General features: G+C 49.1%; 21 protein-coding genes. 14 read left to right on the top strand and 7 right to left on the bottom strand.

Translation table 11 applies throughout. The features are described from left to right. Positions 1 to 340: 340 nt before the first annotated feature. Positions 341 to 1,939 (bottom strand): ribosomal protection-like ABC-F family protein, encoded by a 1,599-nt coding sequence (gene abc-f / locus HMPREF0733_RS09095; RefSeq protein ID WP_041321781.1) that lies wholly within the window; start codon positions 1,937 to 1,939, stop codon positions 341 to 343. Between the two features lie 267 nt (positions 1,940 to 2,206). Between abc-f and HMPREF0733_RS09090 the strand changes: the two genes are divergently transcribed. The 3 genes from HMPREF0733_RS09090 to HMPREF0733_RS11560 are packed head-to-tail and all read left to right on the top strand — an operon-like array spanning position 2,207 to position 4,282. Further along, positions 2,207 to 2,800, top strand: a complete 594-nt coding sequence (locus HMPREF0733_RS09090; protein ID WP_004004635.1) for a biotin transporter BioY — start codon at positions 2,207 to 2,209, stop codon at positions 2,798 to 2,800. Between the two features lie 6 nt (positions 2,801 to 2,806). Then, the gene (locus HMPREF0733_RS09085; RefSeq protein ID WP_013399042.1) at positions 2,807 to 3,598 is read left to right on the top strand and encodes an energy-coupling factor ABC transporter ATP-binding protein; all 792 of its coding nucleotides are present in this window, start codon (positions 2,807 to 2,809) and stop codon (positions 3,596 to 3,598) included. Positions 3,599 to 3,634: 36 nt separating this feature from the next. Then, the gene (locus HMPREF0733_RS11560; protein ID WP_013399041.1) at positions 3,635 to 4,282 is read left to right on the top strand and encodes a CbiQ family ECF transporter T component; all 648 of its coding nucleotides are present in this window, start codon (positions 3,635 to 3,637) and stop codon (positions 4,280 to 4,282) included. A 50-nt stretch (positions 4,283 to 4,332) separates the two neighbouring features. On the opposite strand, the gene HMPREF0733_RS09075 is transcribed toward HMPREF0733_RS11560, so the two are convergent. After that, positions 4,333 to 5,145, bottom strand: a complete 813-nt coding sequence (locus HMPREF0733_RS09075) for a DUF4253 domain-containing protein (protein ID WP_013399040.1) — start codon at positions 5,143 to 5,145, stop codon at positions 4,333 to 4,335. Positions 5,146 to 5,479: 334 nt separating this feature from the next. Here HMPREF0733_RS09075 and HMPREF0733_RS09070 point away from each other — a divergent pair, with 334 nt between their 5' ends. Together HMPREF0733_RS09070 and HMPREF0733_RS09065 are read left to right on the top strand one after the other, a co-directional pair. Beyond that, positions 5,480 to 6,454 carry a GNAT family N-acetyltransferase gene (locus HMPREF0733_RS09070; RefSeq protein WP_244864717.1) on the top strand — a complete coding sequence of 325 codons (975 nt, stop codon included), beginning with the start codon at positions 5,480 to 5,482 and terminating at the stop codon, positions 6,452 to 6,454. Positions 6,455 to 6,568: 114 nt separating this feature from the next. Continuing rightward, complete coding sequence (locus HMPREF0733_RS09065; RefSeq protein ID WP_115333565.1) at positions 6,569 to 7,036, top strand: HD domain-containing protein; 468 nt, start codon at positions 6,569 to 6,571, stop codon at positions 7,034 to 7,036. A 103-nt stretch (positions 7,037 to 7,139) separates the two neighbouring features. Here HMPREF0733_RS09065 and HMPREF0733_RS09060 read toward each other — a convergent pair whose 3' ends face one another. From HMPREF0733_RS09060 to HMPREF0733_RS09040, 5 genes are all read right to left on the bottom strand, one after another. Next, positions 7,140 to 7,469, bottom strand: a complete 330-nt coding sequence (locus HMPREF0733_RS09060; protein ID WP_004004628.1) for a metal-sulfur cluster assembly factor — start codon at positions 7,467 to 7,469, stop codon at positions 7,140 to 7,142. Between the two features lie 36 nt (positions 7,470 to 7,505). After that, positions 7,506 to 8,264: a Fe-S cluster assembly ATPase SufC gene (gene sufC / locus HMPREF0733_RS09055; RefSeq protein ID WP_004004627.1), complete on the bottom strand. Its 759-nt coding sequence runs from the start codon at positions 8,262 to 8,264 to the stop codon at positions 7,506 to 7,508. An 18-nt stretch (positions 8,265 to 8,282) separates the two neighbouring features. Next, positions 8,283 to 9,557 carry a Fe-S cluster assembly protein SufD gene (sufD, locus tag HMPREF0733_RS09050; RefSeq protein ID WP_013399037.1) on the bottom strand — a complete coding sequence of 425 codons (1,275 nt, stop codon included), beginning with the start codon at positions 9,555 to 9,557 and terminating at the stop codon, positions 8,283 to 8,285. Further along, positions 9,557 to 11,014 (bottom strand): Fe-S cluster assembly protein SufB, encoded by a 1,458-nt coding sequence (sufB, locus tag HMPREF0733_RS09045; RefSeq protein WP_004004625.1) that lies wholly within the window; start codon positions 11,012 to 11,014, stop codon positions 9,557 to 9,559. Before sufB ends, sufD begins: the two co-directional genes overlap by 1 nt. Positions 11,015 to 11,107: 93 nt before the next feature. Further along, positions 11,108 to 11,932 carry a helix-turn-helix transcriptional regulator gene (locus HMPREF0733_RS09040; RefSeq protein ID WP_013399036.1) on the bottom strand — a complete coding sequence of 275 codons (825 nt, stop codon included), beginning with the start codon at positions 11,930 to 11,932 and terminating at the stop codon, positions 11,108 to 11,110. A 326-nt stretch (positions 11,933 to 12,258) separates the two neighbouring features. Here HMPREF0733_RS09040 and HMPREF0733_RS09035 point away from each other — a divergent pair, with 326 nt between their 5' ends. The 9 genes from HMPREF0733_RS09035 (at position 12,259) to HMPREF0733_RS08995 (ending at position 23,847) form a co-directional block, all read left to right on the top strand. Beyond that, positions 12,259 to 13,275, top strand: a complete 1,017-nt coding sequence (locus tag HMPREF0733_RS09035) for an ABC transporter ATP-binding protein (protein WP_370447724.1) — start codon at positions 12,259 to 12,261, stop codon at positions 13,273 to 13,275. Beyond that, positions 13,272 to 14,102 carry an ABC transporter permease gene (locus HMPREF0733_RS09030; RefSeq protein WP_013399034.1) on the top strand — a complete coding sequence of 277 codons (831 nt, stop codon included), beginning with the start codon at positions 13,272 to 13,274 and terminating at the stop codon, positions 14,100 to 14,102. The genes HMPREF0733_RS09035 and HMPREF0733_RS09030 overlap by 4 nt, the downstream gene beginning before the upstream one ends. A gap of 95 nt (positions 14,103 to 14,197) precedes the next feature. Continuing rightward, complete coding sequence (locus HMPREF0733_RS09025) at positions 14,198 to 15,244, top strand: COX15/CtaA family protein (protein ID WP_013399033.1); 1,047 nt, start codon at positions 14,198 to 14,200, stop codon at positions 15,242 to 15,244. 301 nt (positions 15,245 to 15,545) lie between these two features. Further along, positions 15,546 to 16,457 (top strand): heme o synthase, encoded by a 912-nt coding sequence (locus HMPREF0733_RS09020; protein WP_049775467.1) that lies wholly within the window; start codon positions 15,546 to 15,548, stop codon positions 16,455 to 16,457. A gap of 324 nt (positions 16,458 to 16,781) precedes the next feature. Then, positions 16,782 to 18,923: a transketolase gene (tkt, locus tag HMPREF0733_RS09015; protein ID WP_013399031.1), complete on the top strand. Its 2,142-nt coding sequence runs from the start codon at positions 16,782 to 16,784 to the stop codon at positions 18,921 to 18,923. Positions 18,924 to 19,034: 111 nt separating this feature from the next. Then, positions 19,035 to 20,141: a transaldolase gene (gene tal / locus HMPREF0733_RS09010; protein ID WP_013399030.1), complete on the top strand. Its 1,107-nt coding sequence runs from the start codon at positions 19,035 to 19,037 to the stop codon at positions 20,139 to 20,141. Between the two features lie 211 nt (positions 20,142 to 20,352). Next, positions 20,353 to 21,906, top strand: a complete 1,554-nt coding sequence (zwf, locus tag HMPREF0733_RS09005) for a glucose-6-phosphate dehydrogenase (protein ID WP_013399029.1) — start codon at positions 20,353 to 20,355, stop codon at positions 21,904 to 21,906. Beyond that, positions 21,903 to 22,889, top strand: a complete 987-nt coding sequence (locus HMPREF0733_RS09000; RefSeq protein ID WP_013399028.1) for a glucose-6-phosphate dehydrogenase assembly protein OpcA — start codon at positions 21,903 to 21,905, stop codon at positions 22,887 to 22,889. The genes zwf and HMPREF0733_RS09000 overlap by 4 nt, the downstream gene beginning before the upstream one ends. Beyond that, positions 22,882 to 23,847, top strand: coding sequence for a 6-phosphogluconolactonase (locus tag HMPREF0733_RS08995; protein WP_013399027.1), 966 nt, complete (start codon positions 22,882 to 22,884; stop codon positions 23,845 to 23,847). The genes HMPREF0733_RS09000 and HMPREF0733_RS08995 overlap by 8 nt, the downstream gene beginning before the upstream one ends. Positions 23,848 to 23,892 lie beyond the last annotated feature (45 nt).

Genomic DNA, 23,892 nt, shown 5'->3' with positions numbered 1-23,892 from the left:
CATCCTCGCATTTGCGGGAACAACTCAAGTCTAACCCGCTCATGTATTGGTTTTCCAGCCAAAAACCCACAATGTAGGCAGATACACACTATATTTTTATAAAACCCACACAATATATCATTAAATCAAGTAAAGAGGGTGTCTTCTAGCCAGAAAATCCCACATAGCCAACATAATATGCGAAAGCTCTAAGGATATATTCAAAGTTTCATAGCACTTTCACTTATGCGCCAGTTTACATACACACCTATACCCACAAAGGTTAGGAGCATTCCCACGCGTTACATCACATACAGATGCTAGGTAAACACCTTTTCCTTGTCCTAAGAGCAGATTGCGTCTAGGCAAGTGAGATAAGATCCTGATACTCCTTCGACCAGAGGTCTTCAACTGCGTCCGGAAGCAAAAGAACACGTTCGGGGTTTAGAGCCTCCACAGCTCCTTCGTCGTGGGATACCATAACGATAGCGCCTTTATAGGCTTTGAGCGCGTTCAGAATCTCTTTACGAGATGCAGGATCAAGGTTGTTAGTCGGTTCATCCAAGAGAAGTATATTGGCGCTCGAAGCGACCAAAGTTGCTAATGAAAGACGAGTTTTCTCTCCTCCGGAAAGTACACCTGCTGGTTTCTCCACATCGTCACCAGAAAAAAGGAATGAACCGAGGATAGTGCGTACCCGCGTATCGTCAAGATCCGGCGCGGCGGATTTCATATTTTCTAAAACAGTTCGCTCACCATCGAGAATCTCATGTTCCTGCGCGAAATACCCGATCTTAGCTCCATGCCCATAGACAACTTCGCCGGTGTCGGGAGCAGTGTTGCCAGCTAAAATACGTAGCAAAGTAGTTTTACCAGCACCATTCAGCCCCAATACGACAACACGAGAACCACGGTCAATAGCCAGATCAACATCGGTAAAAATTTCAAGTGAGCCGTAGGATTTTGAAAGACTCTGTGCAGACAGCGGGGTCTTACCGCACGGGGCAGGTTCAGGAAAGCGGATAGCAGCAACTTTATCTGTTTGGCGTTCGTCTTCCAGCCCCCGCATCATACGTTCAGCACGCTTTATCATCTGTTGAGCCGCCACGGCTTTAGTTGCCTTTGCCCGCATTTTATTAGCCTGTTCCATGAGTGCTTGAGCTTTCTTCTGAGCATTAGCACGCTCACGCTTACGACGATGTTCATCTTGCTCACGCTGGCTCAGATAGTTCTTCCACCTCATGTTGTACTGGTCAATCACGCAACGATTTGCATCAAGATAAAACACACGGTTAACTACCAACTCCATAAGCTCAACATCGTGGCTAATAACCAGCAAACCACCCGAAAAATTTTTCAGGAACTCACGCAACCATAAAATGGAGTCCGCATCCAAATGGTTTGTTGGTTCATCAAGTAGCATCGTATCGGCAGCTGAAAACAAGATACGTGCTAACTCCACACGACGACGCTGCCCACCAGATAGAGTCTCAAGAGGTTGCGCGAGTACTCGTTCAGGCAGATCCAAGTTGGAGGTTATAACTGCGGCTTCAGATTCTGCGGCATAGCCGCCGCCAGCAATAAACTCAGCCTCAAGACGATCATAGCGCCGCATACCCTTTGTACGTATGCTATCATCTTCACTCGCCATATCTTCTTGAGCTTGGCGCATTTTCTTGGCTACTCCGTCAAGTCCGCGGGCTGAAAGAATACGGTCACGCGCCAGTTGAGTCATATCATCGACTTTGGGGTCTTGAGGGAGGTATCCGATAGAGCCGGACCGGGTGACTGTACCTTCTGCTGGTAGAGCTAATCCCGCCAAGACTTTTGTCATAGTGGTTTTCCCGGCCCCATTACGCCCCACTAAACCGATCTTGTCGCCATTATCTACCCGAAAGGTTACATCTTCCATTAACAGACGGGCACCCGCGCGGAGCTCTAAATTCTGTACTGAAATCACAACATGTCCCTTCCGAGAATCAACAAAACAGTTAGTGAATGAGGAGTTTAACAACCCATCTATTCTACGTGAGTTACGCTAGAAGACGCTGACACCCGATAGTCTCCGTAAAACGTCACATATATTACATAATGCGTTTTCTATGGTAGGAAGGTATATAAGAATATATAAGACCCCAGCGGCGTCGAGGGCGGCACTACCCTCGATTTTGACACCGAACGTCATAATCAGCCACACACGACTTCATATTTTTAAGGATCAACTCTCGTGCCTAACTCTTATGCCCCAGATCAATCACCAGGGCGCAATATAGCTCTTATAGCAGTCTTCGCAGCATTTATCGCGGTTCTTAGTCCTCTGGCGCTACCAATCCCAGGTGTCCCGATTCCTTTAGCTCTTGGCCCTTTCGCTATCTACACCACCGCTCTAGTACTCGGTGGTTTTCGAGCTTTTATAGCAACTCTCCTCTACGTACTGTTAGGGTGCCTAGGGCTACCAATCTTTGCTAAAGGTGCTTCAGGGTTTGGTACGCTTGCGACGCCAACCGGTGGCTATCTTCTAGCCTATCCTCTGGGCGCGTTATTGGCTGGGACGCTAGCTTATACAGTAATCCGTAGAAAGCTCAATCCCTGGCTTACCGCTATCCTGTGCATCTTCTGCGCTATGGTAGGCTTCGTGGTAATTTCTGCAGGAGGTATCTTAGGGCTTATGACCAACGGACATATGGAATTTACCCATGCGTTTGTCATCGCGGCTTCATTTGCTCTTCCAGACCTTCTTAAATCTATCGTTGCGTCTATCGTGGCGTCTGCTGTGCATCGGGCATTTCCTGGGTTAGTGCGCTCAAAAGCTCGCAGGTAATTGAGGATGTTTTTTTCCAAGAAAAGTAGCGCCAAAATTGAGCGCGAAGCACCAACGATGCCGTCCGCTCCCCCGTCCCTTGAACTTGATGCAGTTACCGTGTCAGCTGAAGACGCTCACGGACAAACTCGAAATATTATCGACCATGTATCAGTCTCTTTAACCGCATCTAAAACTGCGATTATTGGGCTTAACGGCATGGGAAAGTCAACCTTTTTAGGGCTTTTTAACGGTATTACTCGGCCCTCCCAGGGAATCATAAAGGTATGTGGAGTAGATATCTCCGAACATCCCCAGATAACTCGTCAGTCTATAGGCATGCTCTTCGCTAATCCAGATGCGCAGCTTATCATGCCTACAGTCCTCGAAGATCTAGAGCTTAGCCTCCGTCGGCATAGCTCTCTCACCCGAGCTCAACGCCTAGAGCAAGCACATAAGCTCCTTGCTCAACAATGTCTCGACGACAAGGCTGATCAGAACATTTTTTCTCTCTCCAGCGGAGAGAAACAACTTGTAGCCCTCACTGGGATTTTAGCGGTAGAACCACGAATCCTCTTACTTGATGAGCCTACGACTCTTCTTGATCTACGTAATCGAACACGGCTGATAAACCTTCTGAATAGTCTCGATCAGATGCTTATTATCAGTACCCACGACCTCGACTTGGCGGAGACATGCGATGAAGCAGTCATTATCCATAATGGAGAGCTTATATACCATGGCAAAGCGCACGAAGCGGTTCAACAATACCGTTTATATTGTGAACAAGGCTTTCCCAACGAAAACCCCTCTGTATGATATACGAACCAGGCAATCCCGGAAGGATTTAACCACGTGATTCGGACCGCGCAGAGGTCGCACCATGCGACTTTCCTCGGTAACTTACTTATTGGAAGCTACGCTCCGGGGAATTCGCTGTTGCATCGCACACCGCTTTGGGGCAAAAGCCTCCTCTGCGCTTGTTTACTGCTCGCGCTCGCGGTAACCGGTTGGGAAGTAGCACTATACGTTCTGTTCTTTTGTTTTATCTTGTCCTGGTCAGCTGGGATGCGCATCCGCACGCTCTTAGAAATTGTCTATACGCTGCGATGGCTCATAATTCTTTTAGGACTTTATTATCTCTTTTGGGGCACGTGGCAAAATGCGGTAGACGTCATGTGCACCATGCTAAGCGCCGTCCTAATCTCACGGATTCTTCTCACGACTACTCCGCTACCTCTTTTACTTGATGGAATCATCTGGTTACTCACACCGCTTAAACTTCTAGGCTTATCTCCCAAACGTATAGGACTGATGCTCGCTCTGGTTATAAGATCTATTCCCGCCATTATGGATAACTGGGGAGCTTTACAACAAGCTGCTCACGCACGCGGTTTGCCCAAACGTTCCACTTGGCGACTGCTTGTACCTCTTGTGGTACAAGCAGTAGGATACGCTCAAATAACCGGGGACGTTTTAACTGCACGAGGCGTAGAACTCTAAAAGGAATTTTCTTTTACGGCACCAGAAACATCATTCCCGGCTAAGCAAAACTATTCCCACCATACGAACCACGAAGGCTTGTTATAAAGCCCCTTCACGACACATGAGAGATCCTCATAACTTGTGGGCTTTAGCGCTCGACTTATTATCCCCTGTTCTAAAGCAAGCACCTCTGCGTCGCGCAATGTTGTGATTGGCTCTGCAGTGTAAAACTCAAGGTAGGTCGCTGCAATAACAGCCGGAATAGCACTATCCCGCTCATACCAATACTGCGCAAGTGCTAGCATGTCTTCCGCACTTGGGACGTCTTCCCATCCGCCAAACGGCAGATACGCAAAGATGTCTGATGGGTACGCTGTAGGGATTTCAAGCAAGATAATTTCAGCTGAATTATCCAGAGTCTCATCTTCGTTCATCAGGCTTGATACGAATGTCAGATGGGCAGGCGCACGTAGAGCAGGTGCAATGCCGCGAGGAACCGTTACCTGCGACGTTAAAAATCCTTCATAATAGTTCTCGAATAAAGTCGAGTCAGCCCGAGCTAATATTTTACGCACAAGAATTTCTAATGAACCCTTATCAAGGCGTTTTTGGTGTTCTGTCAATATATCTTGGGCATAGGATTTAACGTACTCAGCGTTAATATCCGCTGGCGGGTTTTTCGTGCGTGCCGATATATTGTTCTGAATAGTAGACAGAAGAAGATCGTCAAGTACGACCAGAACCGGGGTGAACCCGTAGGTTCGCCCATCCGCCAAACGGTTAAGATACAAATGGTGAATGTAACTGCTGGGAGCGCCAGGGGCTATCCGCAGGTGCGGATAAGGATATAAAGAGGTGAACTTCTTGTAGAGTTCCGCCATGGTGTCTCCGATGCTTTGATTCCCATCAGTTTACCTGAGTTTTCGGTTAGTTTCTGCCTCGTACAACAGATTTCTACGCTAGATTTGGGGCGAGTCCAAAGCATCTTAAGCAATTCACATGATATACCCTCAAAGTATTTCAAAACTACCTGTTATTTGACATTCATATACTGTGATTTTTATCTCTTTTAAAACAGAATAAGTTTCATAAATTGAATATAAGCATGCTTCACATCACATATGTTAGGGTATCTCTATGTTTATACTAGGAAATCTTCCCGCAGAACAAGCCCACGACTTTCTCCCTCGTTCTTGGGTCCCTCAGAATTTCCATATGTACTACTCGGCTGAGGAACTTTCACAGCAGTGCGCAGAATACTTCGCAGCAGATTTTACGGAACGTACCTCCCTAGAGTTTGGTGCGTGGTATCGAGATCATATAAGTCCTCTTCTACAGAACCAGTTCAACTACATGCCTACGCAAGACACACAAGACTGGGCCAATAGATTCTTTTCGATAACAGATTCACATGCCACATACCAAACGCTTACAGGAATTCGATACCGTGGGCAAGATCTGAATCGACCTTTTATAGATGTAATAGCTACGAATATTCCTTGTACTACAGTCTATATCGCAGCTCTAAGCCAATCTTTGCTTCGCCACTATGAAAGCTTCCGTCCTATATGCACACGTTTCTTTGTGCCAGGTAAGGTAGATCAGCTTGTACGTGGCCTTGGTTCACTCCCTGGTGCTCGTGCAACAACTATTGACATGCACATTGTCGCCGGGACTCTAGGTGAGTTAGACAAACGCCCGTGGCCGAAGAATTATGATCGAGTAGATCTCATCCCGCTTTCTCCTGCTGATGCTTCTGCTGCCAGTTACGAAACGCAGCGCATATATGAATCTATTGCAGTTAAGAACCCTAATTTTTTTGAGTGGGCCACTCCTCAGGGAGAAGAATCATTTGAAGATGCTATACGTCAAGGAACAGGCTGGCATATTACAGTGGATAACACCTTAGCAGGGTTTTTGACTCTAGATCGCAGAGGCGAACAGGGACTTAGAGGGTTTAGCGTCGAAGAGTTATGTCTAGATGCGCCTTTTCGCAGACAAGGGCTAGGGAATGCAGTTCTACGTCACGGTATTAAAAATCTCCTCAAATTATCTCAGGTAAATCCTCAAGATATGCTATGGGGAACAATCCATGTCGACAATGTTCCGTCCCTGCGCAATGCTCAAGGGGTAGGGCGCACAGTAGTAGGAAGTTATATATGGGTTGGAGACCGGTCTTTTAACATGTGAAGATCTCACATGCATCCAGCTAGAAGCAAAGAAGCTCGATGTATGACAAGCAGTAACGCAGCACAATGACGTACAGAGTACATTAGAAGTATCACGTTGATGAAGGAGACAACGATGAATTCATATTTCAAAGAAATGATTCGTCTCGCAGATAGTATCGCTGACAACGCCCACCTTGGGCAGGTCGATAAAAACGGTTGGCCTTATATATCTCATCCACGACGGGTTGCTTTTAAAGTGCGCGAAATTGCCCCTGAAGAGCTTCGCACAGAAGCACAGATCGTGGCGTTATTGCACGATACCGTAGAGGATACAGAAGTCACTCTCCCTTACCTTGCTCGGTACTTTTCAGCCCGCATTATTGATGCCGTTGATGCGCTCACCAAACGTCCGTATGAACCTCTGGAGTCATCTATGGCGAGAGTTCGCGCTAATGAAATTGCACTGTGGGTCAAACGTGCTGACATTGCCGATAACACTGACCCGGAACGTGTTTCCCACCTTGACGAAGATACTCGCAAACGTCTGGCGAAGAAATACAGTAAATCACTCAGATTCTTAGGTGTAACCGAAAACATATGAACGAGTAGTATTACAAATATCAGGTGGAATTATAAATCAAGGGGTGGGTACCTAGAATGTTCCAGGTACCCACCCCTTACAGCAAAACAAACGTATGGCAACGCTAAATGTTGAAGCCGAGAGCACGCATCATATCGCGACCATCCTCAGTAATGCGTTCGGGCCCCCACGGAGGCATCCATACCCAGTTCACGCGCCATTCAGCAACGACACTATCGAGATTTGCTTCCACCTGTTCCTCAATAACGTCCTGTAGCGGACATGCAGCTGTAGTAAGCGTTAGATCTAGGATCAGGACTCCATTATCATCCCAGCGCATGCCATAAAGCAGACCCAAATCAACGATATTTACCCCAAGTTCAGGGTCAATGACTTCCTTGAGGACTTCCTCAATTTCCTCTTGCGAGGGACGAGCTTGCACTGTCTCAGTCATGATGCACCTCTTACAAGTAGTTCGTACTGAGTAAGATTATTTCTTCCCAGTGTATGCTACATAGCCTTCTTCTTCTAGACGATCTGCAAGTTCAGGACCGCCCTGATCGACCATTTTGCCGTCTACAAAAACATGCACAAACTCGGGCTTAATATAACGCAGGATGCGGGTATAGTGCGTAATCAGCATAACACCCATATTATTTTCCTCGTGAGCACGGTTCACGCCGGAAGACACGACTTTAAGAGCATCAACGTCAAGGCCGGAGTCAGTTTCATCAAGAATACCGAACTTGGGCTTCAAAAGCTCCAGCTGCAGAATCTCATGACGTTTCTTCTCACCGCCGGAGAAACCTTCATTGACGTTACGAGCAACGAACGCAGGATCAATGTCCAGATGGTTCATAGCTTCTTTAACGTCTTTGGTCCAGGTTCGTAAGTTAGGTGCCTTACCGTCCACAGCAGTTTTAGCAGCACGCAGGAAGTTAGACATCGTGACACCGGGTATCTCGACTGGGTACTGCATGGCGAGGAACAGCCCAGCACGAGCACGCTCATCCACACTCATCTCGGTAATATCGTCACCATCAAGCAGTATCTGCCCGGAATCAATCTGGTATTTGGGGTGACCGGCAATAGTTGAGGCAAGAGTAGATTTACCGGAACCATTTGGACCCATAATAGCGTGGATTTCACCCGAGTTAATGGTTAAGTTCACGCCTTTGAGAATAGGCTTAGTTTTTTCATCATCAAGAATGACCGAGACGTGCAAATCCTTGATTTCAAGGGTAGACATTGTTTCTCCTAATAAGGCTTAGTTGTTGCTGAGAGCAAGCTCTGCTTCAAGGGCATCAGTAAGTTCTGTTTCAAGCTCTGGTACGCGAATCTGCTGGATAATCTCGTTTAAGAATCCGCGGACCACTAGACGACGTGCCTCAGCTTCCGGAATACCACGAGCCCGTAGGTACCATAGATGCTCATCATCTAGCTGACCGGTTGTTGATGCGTGACCGGCACCTTCAATACGTCCAGTCTCGATCTCCAAGTTCGGTACGGAATCAGCGCGCGGACCAATCTCCAAGAGGAGGTTACGGTTCAGCTCATAGGTGTCCGTACCTTCCGCATCTTTACCAATGAGGACGTCACCAACCCATACGGAGTGCGCTGCTTTGCCCTGCAATGCGCCTTTATAAGTCACTCGCGACTTGCAGTTGGGCACAGAATGATCCACAAACAAACGTGACTCGATGTGCTGGCCAGCATCCACAAAATAAAGACCGTACATCTCTGTCTCAGCGCCCGGTTCCGTGAATTTCGTTGAAGGGGTAACACGCACCATATCACCGCCCAATGAAACGCACACATGTTTGAAACGAGCATCGCGCCCTAGCTTGGCATACTGCGCTGAGGCATGAATCGCATCATCATTCCATTGTTGAAGAGTAATAACGCTCAACTGTGCAGAATCTTGTATCAGGAATTCTATGTTCTGCGCCAGAACAGCCGATCCGGTATGCCGAATTACAACAACCGCTTTCGAGAATGGTTTAGCCTCGACCAGTATATGTTGAGCAGCAGCATCACGATGCTGTCCGTCAATATCTATTTCGATATGCTCAGTAAGCTCGGTTTCGGCGGGAATAGTCACCACAGTAGCTGTCTTAAAATGAGTCCATGCATTTGCAGCTACACGGTCTTCAGGAACACCTGCTGTACCAATGCGCTCATCTTCACGGGATACTTCTTCAAGGATAACTTCAGAAGGTGCTTGGATCTTCGGAGCTGGGGCTTGTGCCTGCAGAGTGTCAAGGTGAAGACCGCCCAAACGTTTCAGCGGGGTAAAACGCCAATCTTCCTCGCGTCCAGTAAGTGGCTCAAAGTCTTCAACGTTATATGAGGTTTTCCGTTCTGCGCGGGAAGCGTCAAGAACCTTCTGCACGTTATTAGGGTTTGAGCCTTGATGGTGTTCCTCGGTAGCACGCAGAATAGTATCATCATGGACATGCTCAGAGGCGAGCTTCTCGCCTTCCTGATCCATACCGGGAATAATTGGGCTGTGATATCCCAGGGTCTCTTCGTTAGTCGACATTAGCCCACAGATCCTTCCATCTGAAGTTCGATGAGGCGGTTAAGTTCAAGTGCGTATTCCATGGGCAGCTCACGAGCAATCGGTTCAACGAAGCCTCGCACAATCATAGCCATTGCTTCATCCTCGGCCAGCCCACGCTGCATGAGGTAAAAGAGCTGTTCTTCAGAAACGCGTGAAACCGTAGCTTCATGCCCCATCGTAACGTCATCTTCACGAACGTCGACATAGGGGTAGGTATCTGAACGCGACACAGTATCAACCAAGAGAGCATCACACACCACGGATGATTTCGAGTGCTTCGCACCTTCACGTACCTGCACTAGACCGCGGTATGCGCTACGTCCGCCGTTACGAGCCACGGACTTCGAAACAATCGTTGAAGAAGTATTCGGGGCAATATGCACCATCTTGGAACCAGTATCCTGATGCTGCCCTTCACCAGCAAACGCGATTGACAGAGTCTCGCCCTTGGCGTGTTCACCGACCATATATACTGCAGGATACTTCTGAGTAACCTTAGAGCCGATGTTACCATCAACCCATTCCATGGTGGCACCCTCATGCGCGACTGCTCGTTTAGTCACCAGGTTGTACACGTTGTTCGACCAGTTCTGAATGGTAGTGTAACGAACACGGGCGTTCTTCTTAACAACGATCTCGACAACTGCTGAGTGCAGCGAGTCAGAGCGGTATACAGGCGCGGTGCAGCCCTCAATATAGTGAACATATGAACCTTCATCTGCAATGATCAAGGTACGCTCAAACTGGCCCATATTCTCAGTGTTGATGCGGAAATACGCCTGCAGAGGGATCTCAACATGCACCCCCGGCGGAACGTACACAAATGATCCGCCAGACCACACCGCAGTATTAAGAGCGGAGAACTTGTTATCGCCGATAGGGATAATAGAGGCGAAGTATTCCTTAAATATTTCAGGATAATCGCGCAAACCGGTATCGGTATCAACAAAGATAACGCCTTGAGACTCCAAGTCTTCACGGATCTGGTGGTACACGACCTCAGACTCATACTGAGCAGCAACACCGGCGACCAATGAGTTACGTTCTGCTTCCGGAATACCCAAACGTTCATATGTCACGCGGATATCTTCAGGAAGCTCTTCCCAAGACTCAGCCTGACCTTCGGTAGAACGCACGAAGTATTTGATGTTATCGAAATCGATGTCAGAAAGATCTGCCCCCCAGGTTGGCATCGGCTTACGCTCGAAAAACTTCAATGCCTTCAGACGCATATCCAGCATCCACTGGGGTTCATTCTTCTTCGCAGAGATGTCACGCACTACGGCTTCGTCCAGACCACGCTTAGCGGACTGGCCCGCCTCGTCAGAGTCTGCCCAACCATACTCGTAATTGCCAATGCCCTCGAGTTCAGGGTTCAACTCCAGAATCTCTGAAATGACAGTGTCGTTGGCACTCTGCTCAACTTGCTCAGTCATTACGGCCTTTCTTAGATGGATTGAAATTTATCCGGCTCCGCAGATGCGGGCTCGGTAGTCTTTGGAATAACACACTCTAGGTTGGGGTAATTTCTACCGTGCCGAATTACCCCGCATGCTTTCTGATGTTTCCGGTTTTTCAGAATTCACACGTTCTGTTAAGTGATTGAGTGGAACGTGAGTTGTGCATACGTGAGCCCCTCCAGCCATCGTTGATAGCCTACGTACGTCAACGCCCAGAAGATCAGAAATAATCCCAGTCTCTTGTTCGCAGAAAACCTGAAAATCTTCAGCCAGATCGCGTATTGGGCAGTGCCCTTGGCAGAGCTGTATGCTAGCTAGCAATTTCCCCGGCGCGAGCCGACCGGCAGGTGGTTCTGTAATCTGCGCTGTTGTCACAAACCCATCACGGCTCATGGCTTCAGCGAGAGCTTGGGCTCGCGCCGCAACATCCTCCCCTGCCGCTTCCACAACAGGGCGGTATCGCGCCTCCATTTCGGCAGCCCGTGCGGATGCGAAAGTTTCAAGTGCGCTCTCCCCAACAGTGTCACGCAACATTTCAAGAGCGTTGCGCGCAATCATCAAATAGTCATTTCCTAGACGTTCGTGACCTTGAGGTGCGATGACGTACCGTCGAGCTGGGCGCCCCGCACCTGCCCCATATTGTTTGAGAGAAGCAACTTCAATCATGTTTGCTTGTTCAAGCGCATCAAGGTGCCGACGCACAGCGGCGGGGGTCAAGCTTAAAAGTTCTCCCAAGCTTGCCGCAGACACGGGACCATGGTTCAGGACACCACGAAGAACCCGGTCACGGGTGCGTTCTTCAACTTCCGCTTTACGTGCGCCAGAGCTTGACTTCTTATGCGAGGAAGGCTGCTGTTGAAGCCCTCGATGAGATGTCTTGTTCACGGAATACACAACTAAAGTATGTCCTAATTACTTCAATCTTGGCTAGTAAGGTCTTCCTACTTGCACACACCACACCGTTTAGTCTCTTGCTTAGCTGCGGCAAGCCATAAGAACCGGTGAAAGATAATACCGCCTTTAGGCCTCTAGGTATTTTTGCTCTTCGGGCATTTCCATGAGGGGGCTAAGCGGTTCATATCCTCACTTTGACGTGATCTAACTCGCGTCATAAAGATGCTATCGCTAGAGGGAAACATAGAGATTACTCTCTGAGGGCTTAAGATAGAGAGGTGGCAGAAACTGAAGCTTATCAACACCAAGCAGCTACCGCATTAGACATTTCAGCAGCTCGCGGTACTAGCAGCGATCCTGCACTCAAGATTTCTCATCTCGTCAAAGAGTTTAAGCCCTCTCGTTCTTTCCGCGAGAAACACCCTGAACGTCTTACCGCTCAGGGTATGCATCGCGCAGTTGCTGACATAAGTCTTCAAGTCTATCCCGGCGAGGTTGTTGTACTCTTGGGTGCTAACGGTGCAGGTAAGACTACAACTCTTGCATGTGCCCAGGGGCTTACTGAACCTACGTCCGGCACTATTCAGCTTCTTTCAGAAGACCCTCTTCTGGCATCCCCAGAGATGCGGGCCTCCGTCGGTATCATGCTTCAGGATGGGGGGCTTCCTAACGCCGTACGTCCCGTACCACTTCTTGAACATGTTGCTCAGATGTACGCCAATCCTTATCCTGTCGGTGAACTTGTTGATCGTTTAGGAATAGATGCTTTTAACGGCACCAATATTCGGCGCCTTTCTGGGGGACAAAAACAACGTGTCTCATTAGCAGCAGCCCTTCTTGGGCGTCCTTCGGTACTCTTTTTAGACGAACCATCAGCAGGACTTGATCCGCAGTCTCGCAATGTCGTCTTTGACATTATTCGTGAGCAGCGTGAGGCTGGAGTCGCCATTATCTTAACAACCCATCTCATTGATGATGCGCAAAAGCTCGCGGATTATGTCTATATTATTGATGATGGTCAAACGGTGCGTGAAGGCACAGTCCCTGAACTTGTATCAGGAGACGGGATTGTACGTCTTCATTTCACGTTAGAAGCCCCTTCACCTACGCGTGACGACTTATTGCCTGTACATCTTCGTACGGATGTAGAGCTTATCGAGCATATGCCATACTCACTAGGCGGCTTAGGCGAATATGAGCTCCGTGGTCCCCTTACACCCGAACATCTTTCCGCTTTCACGACAGCCCTAGCACATCACTACCTTATGCCTAACTCTCTCACGATGGAACCGAAGACTTTGGAAGACGTATTCTTGGATATTTCGGGACGTGATATTCGATGAACCCCACAAATGCAGAGCTGCCCACTGTCCCTGATAGTCAGCAGATGGGAGAAGGTAACGAGTATCCGCAGCCGCGCGCTGCTTCTAGTTTTCAGCGTATTCTAGCTCAAGGCAAATATGAGACCCTTGCCATGCTTAAAAATGGTGAACAGCTAATGCTCAATATTGCCTTCCCCGTGATGGCGCTTTTCGGACTTCGCTATACAAGCTTTCTGGATTCTTACGCAGACGCGTTGAATACGACCCGCATAAATGTTGCAGTGCCGGGAGTACTGGCTCTCTGTGTTGTCTCAACTGCACTTTCCGGTCAAGGGATTGCCACTGGTTTTGACCGCCGGTACGGTGTTCTTCGTTTTCTGTCTACCACTCCTCTAGGACGCAACGGGCTTATTATTGGCAAGGTACTGGCAGTTATCACCGTTATCGCCATACAGTTTATTATGGTCACTATTGTTGGGTTCGGTCTTGGATGGCGTCCGGATATTTTTGCGATGTATCGCTCTTTTAGTACTTTATTGCTTGGGGCTGCCGCATTTACAGCGCTAGGCTTACTCGTTGCTGGGACGGTGAGGGCTGAGGCAACTTTGGCTATCGTGAATATCGCCTGGGTTGTTCTGGCCAGCGCTGGTGGGATCCTTATTCCAATGGATAATTTCCCTGAGCTGTACCGTATTATCATTCTGTGCCTGCCTTCAGGCGCTTTAGGTGAAGCGATTCGCGGTGATTATCTACAGGATATATTTTTACCCCTTCCCCATGCTGTGCTACTTGTCTGGACACTAGTGATTGGTTTTATTGCTTCACGTAAATTTAAATGGTCCGATTAGCGCTCTTAGGTTCAGGATTTCGGGACGAGCTCTGGGATCAATCAGCACCATCAACGATTATCCCTAACGCATACACGGTTTAAAAGGCTTTTCTTATGCTAGTTACCCTCAAAAATAAACTATCCCCCATCCAATACACCCCCTGGGTTTTGTACACAGCGGTGGGTACGGCCCTGAGCAATCTCTTACTCATCGTAACCGGCGCCGTTGTGCGCCTTACGGGATCAGGCCTTGGATGCGATACCTGGCCTCGGTGTACTGCAGAACAGTGGACAACTACCCCTGCCGACGGTATCCATGGGCTCGTTGAATTCGGTAACCGTATGCTTACTTTTGTGCTCATGGTGATCACTATCCTTGCATTCTTAGCGATTCTCCGCATTGCGCTGCCTGATGTGCACCACGTCAAAGCAATCTTTGCAAAGCTTTTTACGGGATTACGAGCGCACGAATCAAAGTACAGTGATCTTTTCAATCTGACTTTACTGCTCCTGTGGGGTATTCCGCTACAGGCCGTTATTGGCGGTATTACTGTATGGCAGCGGCTTAATCCCTGGATGGTAACAGCCCATTACCTCGCCTCTGCCATCATGATTGGACTAGCGGCAATCTTGGTAAACCGTGTGCGTCGCTATTTTAGGGCAGGTGTCTCTGAGCGCGAAGATATTACTAGGGAATTTCCCCCACAAAAAAGTGGTGTTATCCGCCTACTTGGTTGGATAGATTTGGCGTTAGTTTCGTTCTTACTTTTCATGGGTACCGTAGTCACTGGGACTGGTCCGCATGCGGGTGATCCACGCACGCATCGCCACGAGTTCGACGCTATCGCAGTATCCCGTGCGCATGCATGGGCAGTGTGGGCGTTTCTTTTTCTGTTGGTTATCATGTTTGTTCTAGTGCGGAAGTACGACATGCCACGTGCTTTCTTATCATCTTTACTTGTACTGGCAGCAATCATGGTCTATCAGGGCGCGATTGGCTATATCCAGTACAACACGGGACTTCCCCCTCTACTCGTTGAGGCACATATGCTGGGGTCGGGTATGTTTACCTGGGCATCACTATCGCTGATCGAAAGGCAGCTGACCCTATCTTCTCAGAAGACCCGTGCCCTAGCTCAACAGCGGCTAGCAATTTCTTAGAGCTGAGTTATTCACACGGTAAGCGCACAATGTCATATATGGGTTTATTGCTGGCATGCCTTGGTAGCTATTTAAGGTTAGGCGTACACTATTAAGGAGCATTCCTGCGCCTGCACGTCTTTGAGTCGAAGGTATGCCTATCTGTGAGTACCTCCTTACCCCACAGATTGATACGCGCAGATTAGGCACACGCACACACGTCAAGGAGCCCATCATGAAGGGTTACACAATTCAGGAGGTTCCGTCCTCCACGCATGCGGCGTCAGAGGTGACTGTACCTACTCCGCGGGCAACAAGGGACATGACCTTGGGACGCAAATTAAAAGCGTATATTCACCTGACAAAGCCCCAAATTATTGAGCTTCTTCTAGTAACAACCGCCCCTACAATGATGTTTGCGGCACACGGCATGCCCAGTTTCTGGTTAGTCATAAATACGCTTCTTGGCGGAGCCATGGCGGCTGGCGCTTCCTGCGCTTTCAACTGTTATATCGATCGTGATATTGACCGAAAAATGAAGCGAACCGAAAAACGCCCCCTAGTTACCGGAGAGCTAACAGACCGAGAAGCACTCGTCTTCGCATGGGCACTTGCTGTTATCTCCGTCGTATATCTGTGGACTATGGTAAATCCCCTCTCTGGGCTTTTAGGGCTTGCCGCTATTTTGCTCTATGTAGTCTTCTACTCCATGTATTTAAAGAAGCGCACTACTCAGAATATTGTGTGGGGTGGGATTGCCGGGTGTATGCCTGTCCTAATTGCATGGGCAGCTGTTCGCAATACCATTGAATGGCCAGCTTTAATTCTCTTTACAGTAATTTTCCTCTGGACTCCTCCGCACTATTGGCCACTCTCTATGAAATACGCGGAGGATTATAAAGCAGCCGGTGTTCCTATGCTGGGTGCTATCGCTCCCGCTCAAACAGTGTCTGTACAGGTAGTACTCTACGGCTGGGCTATGGTTATCTGTTCGCTTCTACTGATCCCTATTGGAGGCGCGGGCTGGGTGTACGGCGTTAGCGCGGCTACCGCTGGTGCATGGTTCCTCTACCACTGCCACAAGCTCCATTATTTAGCTCTCCAGCAGGTAGCGACAAGCCGTACCGCTATGGTGGTATTTTTCGGGTCCATCACATACCTAACGATTCTTTTCATTGCATTGGCAATCGATCCTTTTGTTGGGCAGCCTATATTAGAATCTTTTATTTTCTAAGAGCATCCGTATCTTGAGGCGAGTAAAGCAGCTATCTCAAGATACGGGTGGTCTATTTTGAAACTTATCTACGTGGAGCTTAGGCTACAGCATCCTATGTATGTAAGTTCAGCGTGAGGCATAAGTCGTCTAAATACCATGCGAACATACTATAAACGCTAGGATGGTGAACTATCCTTAAGAAGGTAGAATTTCACGATAGATTTATAGATGCTATGTACATGATTACTTGTTGAGAGTGCTCATGGAATACGCACCCTATCTTTTGAGTTATATCTGCTGCAGTCAGCGTTCACAGACTACTATTGTTTGTGTACTTCATGCATGACGTACCACCAAGCGAAGGGACAATACGTGACTAACCCTAACGAAAAGTTCGAATGGACTGAGGTAGACCAGCGTGCGGTTGATACTGCTCGCTTATTGGCAGCCGATGCGGTTGAGAAAGTAGGGTCAGGTCACCCCGGCACCGCCATGAGCCTTGCTCCTGTTGCCTATCTACTCTTCCAAAAGGTCATGAACCAAGACCCCAATGATGACCGTTGGGAAGGTCGCGACCGTTTCATCCTCTCCCCCGGCCACACATCGCTGACTCTTTACACCCAATTATTTATGGGTGGGTATGGTCTTGAGATGGAGGATCTAGAATCTCTTCGCACATGGGATGCGCTCACTCCTGGACATCCTGAATATAAGCACACCAAGGGTGTAGAAATTACGACTGGTCCATTGGGTCAGGGGCTCGCTTCTGCCGTTGGTTTTGCATATGCTCAACGTTATATGCGTGGTCTTTTCGACCCCGAATCCCCGGTTGGTGCTTCTCCCTTTGACCATTATGTGTACTGTATCGCCTCTGAAGGCGATGTTCAGGAAGGCGTAACGGCAGAAGCCAGTGCGCTTGCTGGGCACCAAGAATTGGGCAATCTCATCGTACTCTGGGATCGCAACCATATTTCTATTGAAGAAGACACTGACGTTGCATTCACCGAAGACGTGCCAGCTCGTTACCGGGCCTACGGCTGGGATGTTCAGCACGTGGACTGGACCAAGACCGGAAACTACGTTGAAGATGTGCAGGAACTCTACAACGCTATTGAGCGCGCGAAAACGGTCACGGATAAGCCTTCATTCATTGAGGTGCGTACTATCATTGGTTACCCAGCACCCAACAAGCAAAATACTGGGTCCGTTCACGGCTCAAAGCTGGGGGCCGAAGAAATCGTTGAAACCAAGAAAGTTCTAGGATTTGACCCCGAAAAGAGCTTCTTCATTGAGGATGAGGTTCTGGCGCATACTCGTGAACTTCGTGAACGCGGGGCTGCTGCGCATAAGGTCTGGAATGAAAAATTTGAGGCATGGGCTCAGGCTAACCCTGAGCGGGCAAAGCTGTACAACCGCCTGGTGTCAGGCGAAATGCCAGTTGATTATAAGGCTGCTTTCCCTGTCTTTGAGCCGGGTACTTCACTAGCAACCCGCGCAGCATCCGGCAAAGTCATTAATGCTATTGCTGATACTTTCCCTGAGCTTTGGGGTGGATCTGCCGATCTAGCAGGTTCTAACCTCACCACCATCAACAACGCCGAATCATTCAACCCGGTTTCGCACAGTACGGAGGATTGGACCGGCAACCCCTACGGTCGTGTGTTGCACTTCGGTATTCGCGAGCAGGGGGCGGCCGCAATTGTGAACGGTATCGTGCTATCTTCGCCAACCCGTGCTTTCTCTGGGACGTTCTTCGTATTCTCGGATTACCAGCGTCCTGCAGTCCGTCTTTCAGCTCTCATGGGTGTACCTGCACTGTATATCTGGACTCACGACTCCATTGGTGTTGGCGAAGACGGGCCCACCCACCAACCAATCGAACATCTCAGCTCACTGCGCGCAATTCCTGGATTCGACGTTGTACGCCCTGCGGATGCGAACGAAACTGCGGTTGCTTGGCGTACTATTCTTGAGAAGAAAGACCGCCCTGCCGGCCTAGTACTTTCTCGCCAGAACCTACCGGTTTGGGCTCGTGAGGATATTCATTCAGACACTGAAGGCGAAAAATTTGCTTCCGCAGAAGGTACTGCGCGCGGAGGTTATGTTATGGCTGACACCGAGGGAACTCCAGATGTCATCCTGATCGCAACTGGGTCTGAAGTTGAAATTGCCCTCGAAGCCCGCCACAAGCTCTCAGAAAAAGGCATTGCAGCCCGAGTTGTTTCAATGCCTTCCCGCGAATGGTTCAACGAGCAGTCAAACGAATACCGAGAATCAGTTCTGCCTTCCTCGGTTGCAGCACGCGTCTCAGTTGAAGCCGGTTTGGGCATGAGCTGGTACGATTTGCTCGGCTCTGCAGGACGTGCTGTCTCAATTGAACACTTTGGGGCTTCTGCCGATGCTAAGACTTTGTACCGTGAGTTTGGTATTACCCCTGAAGCCGTCGTGACTGCTGCTGAAGAATCTATCGCCGCAGCCAAATAGCTAGCTGGCAAGTTACAGTTTTTCGGTGAGTTTTGATGCTACTTGCATCTTGCATAGCTCATTAATGCTCACCCGTCCATATTGACTAATTTAGATTGAAGGTTTTATTGCATGAGTGATTCGACTCGAAAGCTCTCTGAAGCTGGTGTCTCCATTTGGCTTGATGATCTTTCCCGCGACCGTCTTACCAGTGGCAGTCTTGCAGAGCTCATCAGCGCTAAGAACGTCGTGGGTGTCACTACCAACCCCACTATCTTTGCCGGTGCGCTTTCAAAAGGTGCTGCTTACGCTGAGCAGATGCGTCAGCTTGCCGCATCCGGCGCAGACGTTGAAGAAGCTGTCTTCGCAGCGACTACTGACGACGTACGTGCTGCTTGTGTCGTATTCGAACCCATATATTCTGCTTCTAAAGGTTACGACGGCAGGGTTTCTATTGAGGTTGATCCTCGCCTTGCCCGCGATGCCGAGGGAACCCAGAAAATGGCACGAGAACTCTACGAGCGTGTAGGCCGTGAGAATGTCATGATCAAGATTCCCGCAACCGTCGAAGGTTTGGAGCCTATTGCCAAGACTCTTGCAGCCGGAATCAGCGTTAATGTGACTCTCATCTTCTCACTAACACGTTATCGTGAAGTCATTAACGCTTACATGCTCGGCCTTGAAGAAGCACTCAAAAACGGTAAGGATCTCTCTAAGATCCATTCGGTCGCATCATTCTTCGTATCCCGCGTAGATAGCGAGGTAGATACCCGTCTGAATGAAATCGGTACTGAAGAGGCCTTAGCGCTTAAGGGTAAGGCCGGTCTGGCAAATGCTCGTCTGGCATATGAAGTTTTTGAAGAGATGTTCTCTTCTGAACGCTGGGCACGTTTGGCATCTCATGGTGCCAACGTTCAGCGCCCGCTCTGGGCATCTACTGGAGTCAAAGATCCGGCACTTCCAGATACTCTCTACGTTAGCGGTCTGGTCGCTAAACACACTGTCAATACCATGCCTGAAGCAACTCTGAACGCTGTTGCTGATCATGGTGAAATCACGGGAGATACTGTAACCGGTGAGTATACGAACTCCAACAAGATTCTGGACGATATCGAGCGTCTGGGTATCTCATATGTAGAGGTTGTGGATAAGCTCGAAACCGAAGGTCTTGCAAAGTTTGACGTTTCGTGGGAAGAGCTTCTAGAGACCGTAAGGAAAGCACTTAGTGAGTCACGTTAGTGACTAGTGAATAATTTTTCGTTATACCCGTTCTCTAAAGTTCATAAGGCGAGCGCTGTCGCTATAAATAGCACAAAATTAGCTTCGGCGCTCGCTGTCAGATATCTCTCGTTTGCCATTAAGACGGTAAGATGCAGGGATACGTGCCCCAGAGGTACATAAAGTATCGCAGGGTGAATGTGCACATTATCAGCAATCAAAGGAATCTATCTTGCATACCGGTCATGAGTCGAATCCGCTACGAGATTCGCGCGATCGACGTCTCACTCGTATTGCGGGTCCTTCCGCACTTGTGTTCTTCGGCGTCACGGGCGATCTTGCCCGCAAGAAACTGCTCCCTGCGGTCTATGACCTAATGAATCGTGGTTTGTTGCCCCCAAGTTTTGGTCTTGTTGGGTATGGGCGCCGCGAGTGGGATAACGATGATTTTCGTAACTATGTGCGTAAGTCTGTGGAAGAAAATGCGCGTACCCCATTCCGTGAGGATGTCTGGAACCAATTTCAGAAAGGTATGCGGTTTGTTCGCGGTAATTTTGATGATGACGCAGCGTTTAAGCGTTTAAAGGAAACCTTAGAAGAGCTCGACAAACGTGGGGCTCAGGGCAACCATGCGTTCTATCTCTCTATTCCGCCAAAAGCTTTTGAGCAGGTACTTTCTAAACTTGCCGAGCACGGTTTAGCTTCTCGTGATGATGTGGCTGTTGACGACAGTCTCATGAATGGGTGGCGTCGTGTGGTGATCGAGAAACCATTTGGCCACGATTTGGAGTCGGCGCGCGAACTCAACGCAATCGTTGAGCGGGTTTTTCCGCCGGATTCGGTGTTCCGCATTGACCATTATCTGGGTAAAGAGACCGTTCAGAATATTCTAGCGATGCGTTTCTCAAACCAGATGTTTGAACCGGTTTGGAACGCAAATTATGTGGACCACGTGCAGATTACGATGGCTGAGGATATCGGCATTGGTTCTCGTGCGGGCTATTATGATGGTGTGGGTGCCGCACGCGATGTGATTCAAAACCATCTGCTTCAGCTGTTGGCTCTAACCGCCATGGAGGAACCCCTTAGTCTTGATTCTAAGCATCTTCGCGCTGAAAAGGCTAAGGTACTGGAAGCGGTACGTATTGATGATCTGGAAAATTCTTTTGCGCTCGGCCAGTATGCCCCCGGTTATCAAGGCGGCGAACATGTCAACGGGTTCTTTGATGAGAAAGATATTCCTGCGGACTCACGCACAGAAACTTTTGCGGCTCTTAAAGTCAATATTGACAACCGCCGCTGGGCAGGAACTCCGTTCTATCTGCGTGCGGGTAAACGGCTGGGTCGCCGAGTAACCGAGATTGCGCTTCTCTTCAAGAAATCTTCTGACCGTCTCTTTGGTAAGGAGACTGAGGTTCCTGCAGGGCAGAATGCTATCGTGATCCGTGTGCAACCTGATGAAGGTATGACGATCCGTCTTGCAGCTAAAGTTCCCGGTACTCAGATGGAGATCCGCGACGTCAATATGGATTTTGGGTATGGACACGCCTTCACCGAAGCATCTCCTGAGGCATATGAACGTTTGATTCTGGATGTGCTCTTAGGTGAGCCGCCGCTGTTCCCTCGCCACGAAGAGGTTGAACTTTCGTGGAAGATCTTGGATCCATTTGAGAAATATTGGGAAGAGAACAAGATTAAGCCTGAACCCTATGAATCCGGTTCGTGGGGTCCACGTTCGGCTCAGAAGATGCTTGAGCGTGATAACCGTGCCTGGAGGCGCCCGTGATTTCGCATCTGCAACACACGAATGTTTCTGCTATTTCAAAGGAACTTTCTGATCTTCTGGCTTCAAACGGCAGTCTTAGCAGCAGCCGTGTACTTACCTTGGTGGTACTAGCAGAAAAAGGACATTCTCGCGAGGCTATTAATGCGGCTATCCGCGCTTCGCACGAGCATCCGAGCCGGATCATTGTGCATATTGCGCATAATAGTGATGCGCCCGATCAGCTGGATGCTGAGATTCATGTGGGCGGTGAAGCTGGCGCTTCTGAACTTATTATTCTGCGCGGTTGGGGTAGTGCATCAACGCCGACAGAATCGTTGATTTCTGGTCTGCTTTTGCCGGATTCTCCTATTGTTGTGTGGTGGCCGCATTCCGTCCCTGAGAATCCGGGTGAGGATTCAATTGGTAGGATTGCACAGCGCCGTATCACAGATTCGGCACGCGCATATGATCCTATGGCTGTTCTTACGCATCTTTCTAAGGTTTATCAGGCCGGGGATAGCGATCTTGCCTGGACACGTTTGACGCTGTGGCGTACCCAACTGGCAGCTCTTTTGGAGCAGATGCCTGACTCCCCTGTTAAGCGTGTAGTGGTTTGGGGGTCTGAGAAGTCTCCTTCGGTTGTGCTCCTTGGAGCTTGGCTTGGCTGGAAACTCGAGGCTGAGGTTCATCTTGCAACTATCGGCGCAGCAGAACGGGGTCTTTACCGTGTAGCTATTGAGCGTGAAGATGGACAAACGATAATGTTCCGCCCCGGCAAGAATATCGCTATTATTGAGACTCCCTATACACCTGATCAGCAGATTCCACTACCAGTTCGTACTCTAGCGGATTGTATTTCTGAGGAATTACGCCGACTTGACCCTGACACTATGTATGGGGAAGTTTTAAAGTCGGCATTTCCTACTCTGGAAATGCATCCTGCTCAGTGCGATGCTGAACCTTTCCTTGATACTTCTGAATTTCCCGAGGTTTTTGATGCCTAAGATCAACAATATTGGTGAGAGTACTCCAACTTTAATAGCGCATCCTTCTCGGGAGGCGCTTGCCTCTGATGCCACTACGCGTATCTTAGATATTATTGAGCATGTACTCACGGAACGTACCGTGGCTCATGTCTCTCTTACAGGTGGCACGATGGGCATTGCTACTCTTCGTGCATGGGCTCAGTCTCCACGTGTTAAGGATATTGACTGGTCGCGCGTTCATTTCTGGTTCTCGGATGAACGCTTTGTTCCTGAGCGTGATCCGGATCGGAACGATGGACAAGCAATCGAGGTGCTTCTCGCAGATTTAGTAGATCTTGGTTTTCCGGTTGAAAACGCGCATCGTATGGGTCCTTCCGATGTCATGATTGATGTTGAAGCTGCTGCCGAGCACTATGCCTACGAAATGCGTAATTTTGCGGGTTCTGCCGAACCCGTGCGTGTTGAGATGCCTGAGGGGGCATCCGAGCTTCCATTAGCGGGAGGGCACGGGGGATCTGCTTCTCAGCAATCTGGAGGCGGCTGCGGATGCGGTGGTTGTGGATGCGGCGGCGGCTCGGATATATGGCCTGTCCCCATTTTTGATGTTACGCTCCTAGGGATGGGGCCTGATGGTCACATCGCTTCGCTGTTTCCCAATCGGCAGCAAGTCCTTCTGGGCACAGGTTTACCAGAGGATCCTGTGGACGGCGCTAAAGCTGTGACGGTAATGGTCAAGGATTCCCCTAAGCCACCTAGCGAACGTGTATCTGTCACGCTGCCGGTTATCAATAATTCGCGCCATATATTCTTTTTGATTACCGGCGGTGATAAACAGGATGCGACAACCCGTCTTCTCAAGGGTGCACAGGTTCCTGCTGAGGACATTACTGCCGATATGCTCCTAGAAACTCCAGCTATCGGGGCTCGTGGGCAGAAACAGACCCTGATTTTTGCGACGGAAGAATCGCTAGCTTAGGATCCACAAATTTTTCTAGTGGGGGTTACGGTCTTAGGATTATGA

Origin of the sequence: Rothia dentocariosa ATCC 17931, from assembly GCF_000164695.2 — a bacterium.
Lineage (GTDB): Bacteria > Actinomycetota > Actinomycetes > Actinomycetales > Micrococcaceae > Rothia > Rothia dentocariosa.
The sequence above is the reverse complement of the archived record's forward strand: the minus strand, read 5'-3'. Positions and strand labels throughout refer to the sequence as shown.

Coding starts and splice junctions, on each gene's coding strand:
- HMPREF0733_RS09085 (WP_013399042.1), top strand. CDS start 2,807: ATGTTTTTTTCCAAGAAAAGTAGCGCCAAAATTGAGCGCGAAGCACCA.
- HMPREF0733_RS09075 (WP_013399040.1), bottom strand. CDS start 5,145: ATGGCGGAACTCTACAAGAAGTTCACCTCTTTATATCCTTATCCGCAC.
- HMPREF0733_RS09070 (WP_244864717.1), top strand. CDS start 5,480: ATGTACTACTCGGCTGAGGAACTTTCACAGCAGTGCGCAGAATACTTC.
- HMPREF0733_RS09065 (WP_115333565.1), top strand. CDS start 6,569: ATGAATTCATATTTCAAAGAAATGATTCGTCTCGCAGATAGTATCGCT.
- HMPREF0733_RS09060 (WP_004004628.1), bottom strand. CDS start 7,469: ATGACTGAGACAGTGCAAGCTCGTCCCTCGCAAGAGGAAATTGAGGAA.
- sufC (WP_004004627.1), bottom strand. CDS start 8,264: ATGTCTACCCTTGAAATCAAGGATTTGCACGTCTCGGTCATTCTTGAT.
- sufD (WP_013399037.1), bottom strand. CDS start 9,557: ATGTCGACTAACGAAGAGACCCTGGGATATCACAGCCCAATTATTCCC.
- sufB (WP_004004625.1), bottom strand. CDS start 11,014: ATGACTGAGCAAGTTGAGCAGAGTGCCAACGACACTGTCATTTCAGAG.
- HMPREF0733_RS09030 (WP_013399034.1), top strand. CDS start 13,272: ATGAACCCCACAAATGCAGAGCTGCCCACTGTCCCTGATAGTCAGCAG.
- HMPREF0733_RS09025 (WP_013399033.1), top strand. CDS start 14,198: ATGCTAGTTACCCTCAAAAATAAACTATCCCCCATCCAATACACCCCC.
- HMPREF0733_RS09020 (WP_049775467.1), top strand. CDS start 15,546: ATGACCTTGGGACGCAAATTAAAAGCGTATATTCACCTGACAAAGCCC.
- tkt (WP_013399031.1), top strand. CDS start 16,782: ATGACGTACCACCAAGCGAAGGGACAATACGTGACTAACCCTAACGAA.
- tal (WP_013399030.1), top strand. CDS start 19,035: ATGAGTGATTCGACTCGAAAGCTCTCTGAAGCTGGTGTCTCCATTTGG.
- HMPREF0733_RS08995 (WP_013399027.1), top strand. CDS start 22,882: ATGCCTAAGATCAACAATATTGGTGAGAGTACTCCAACTTTAATAGCG.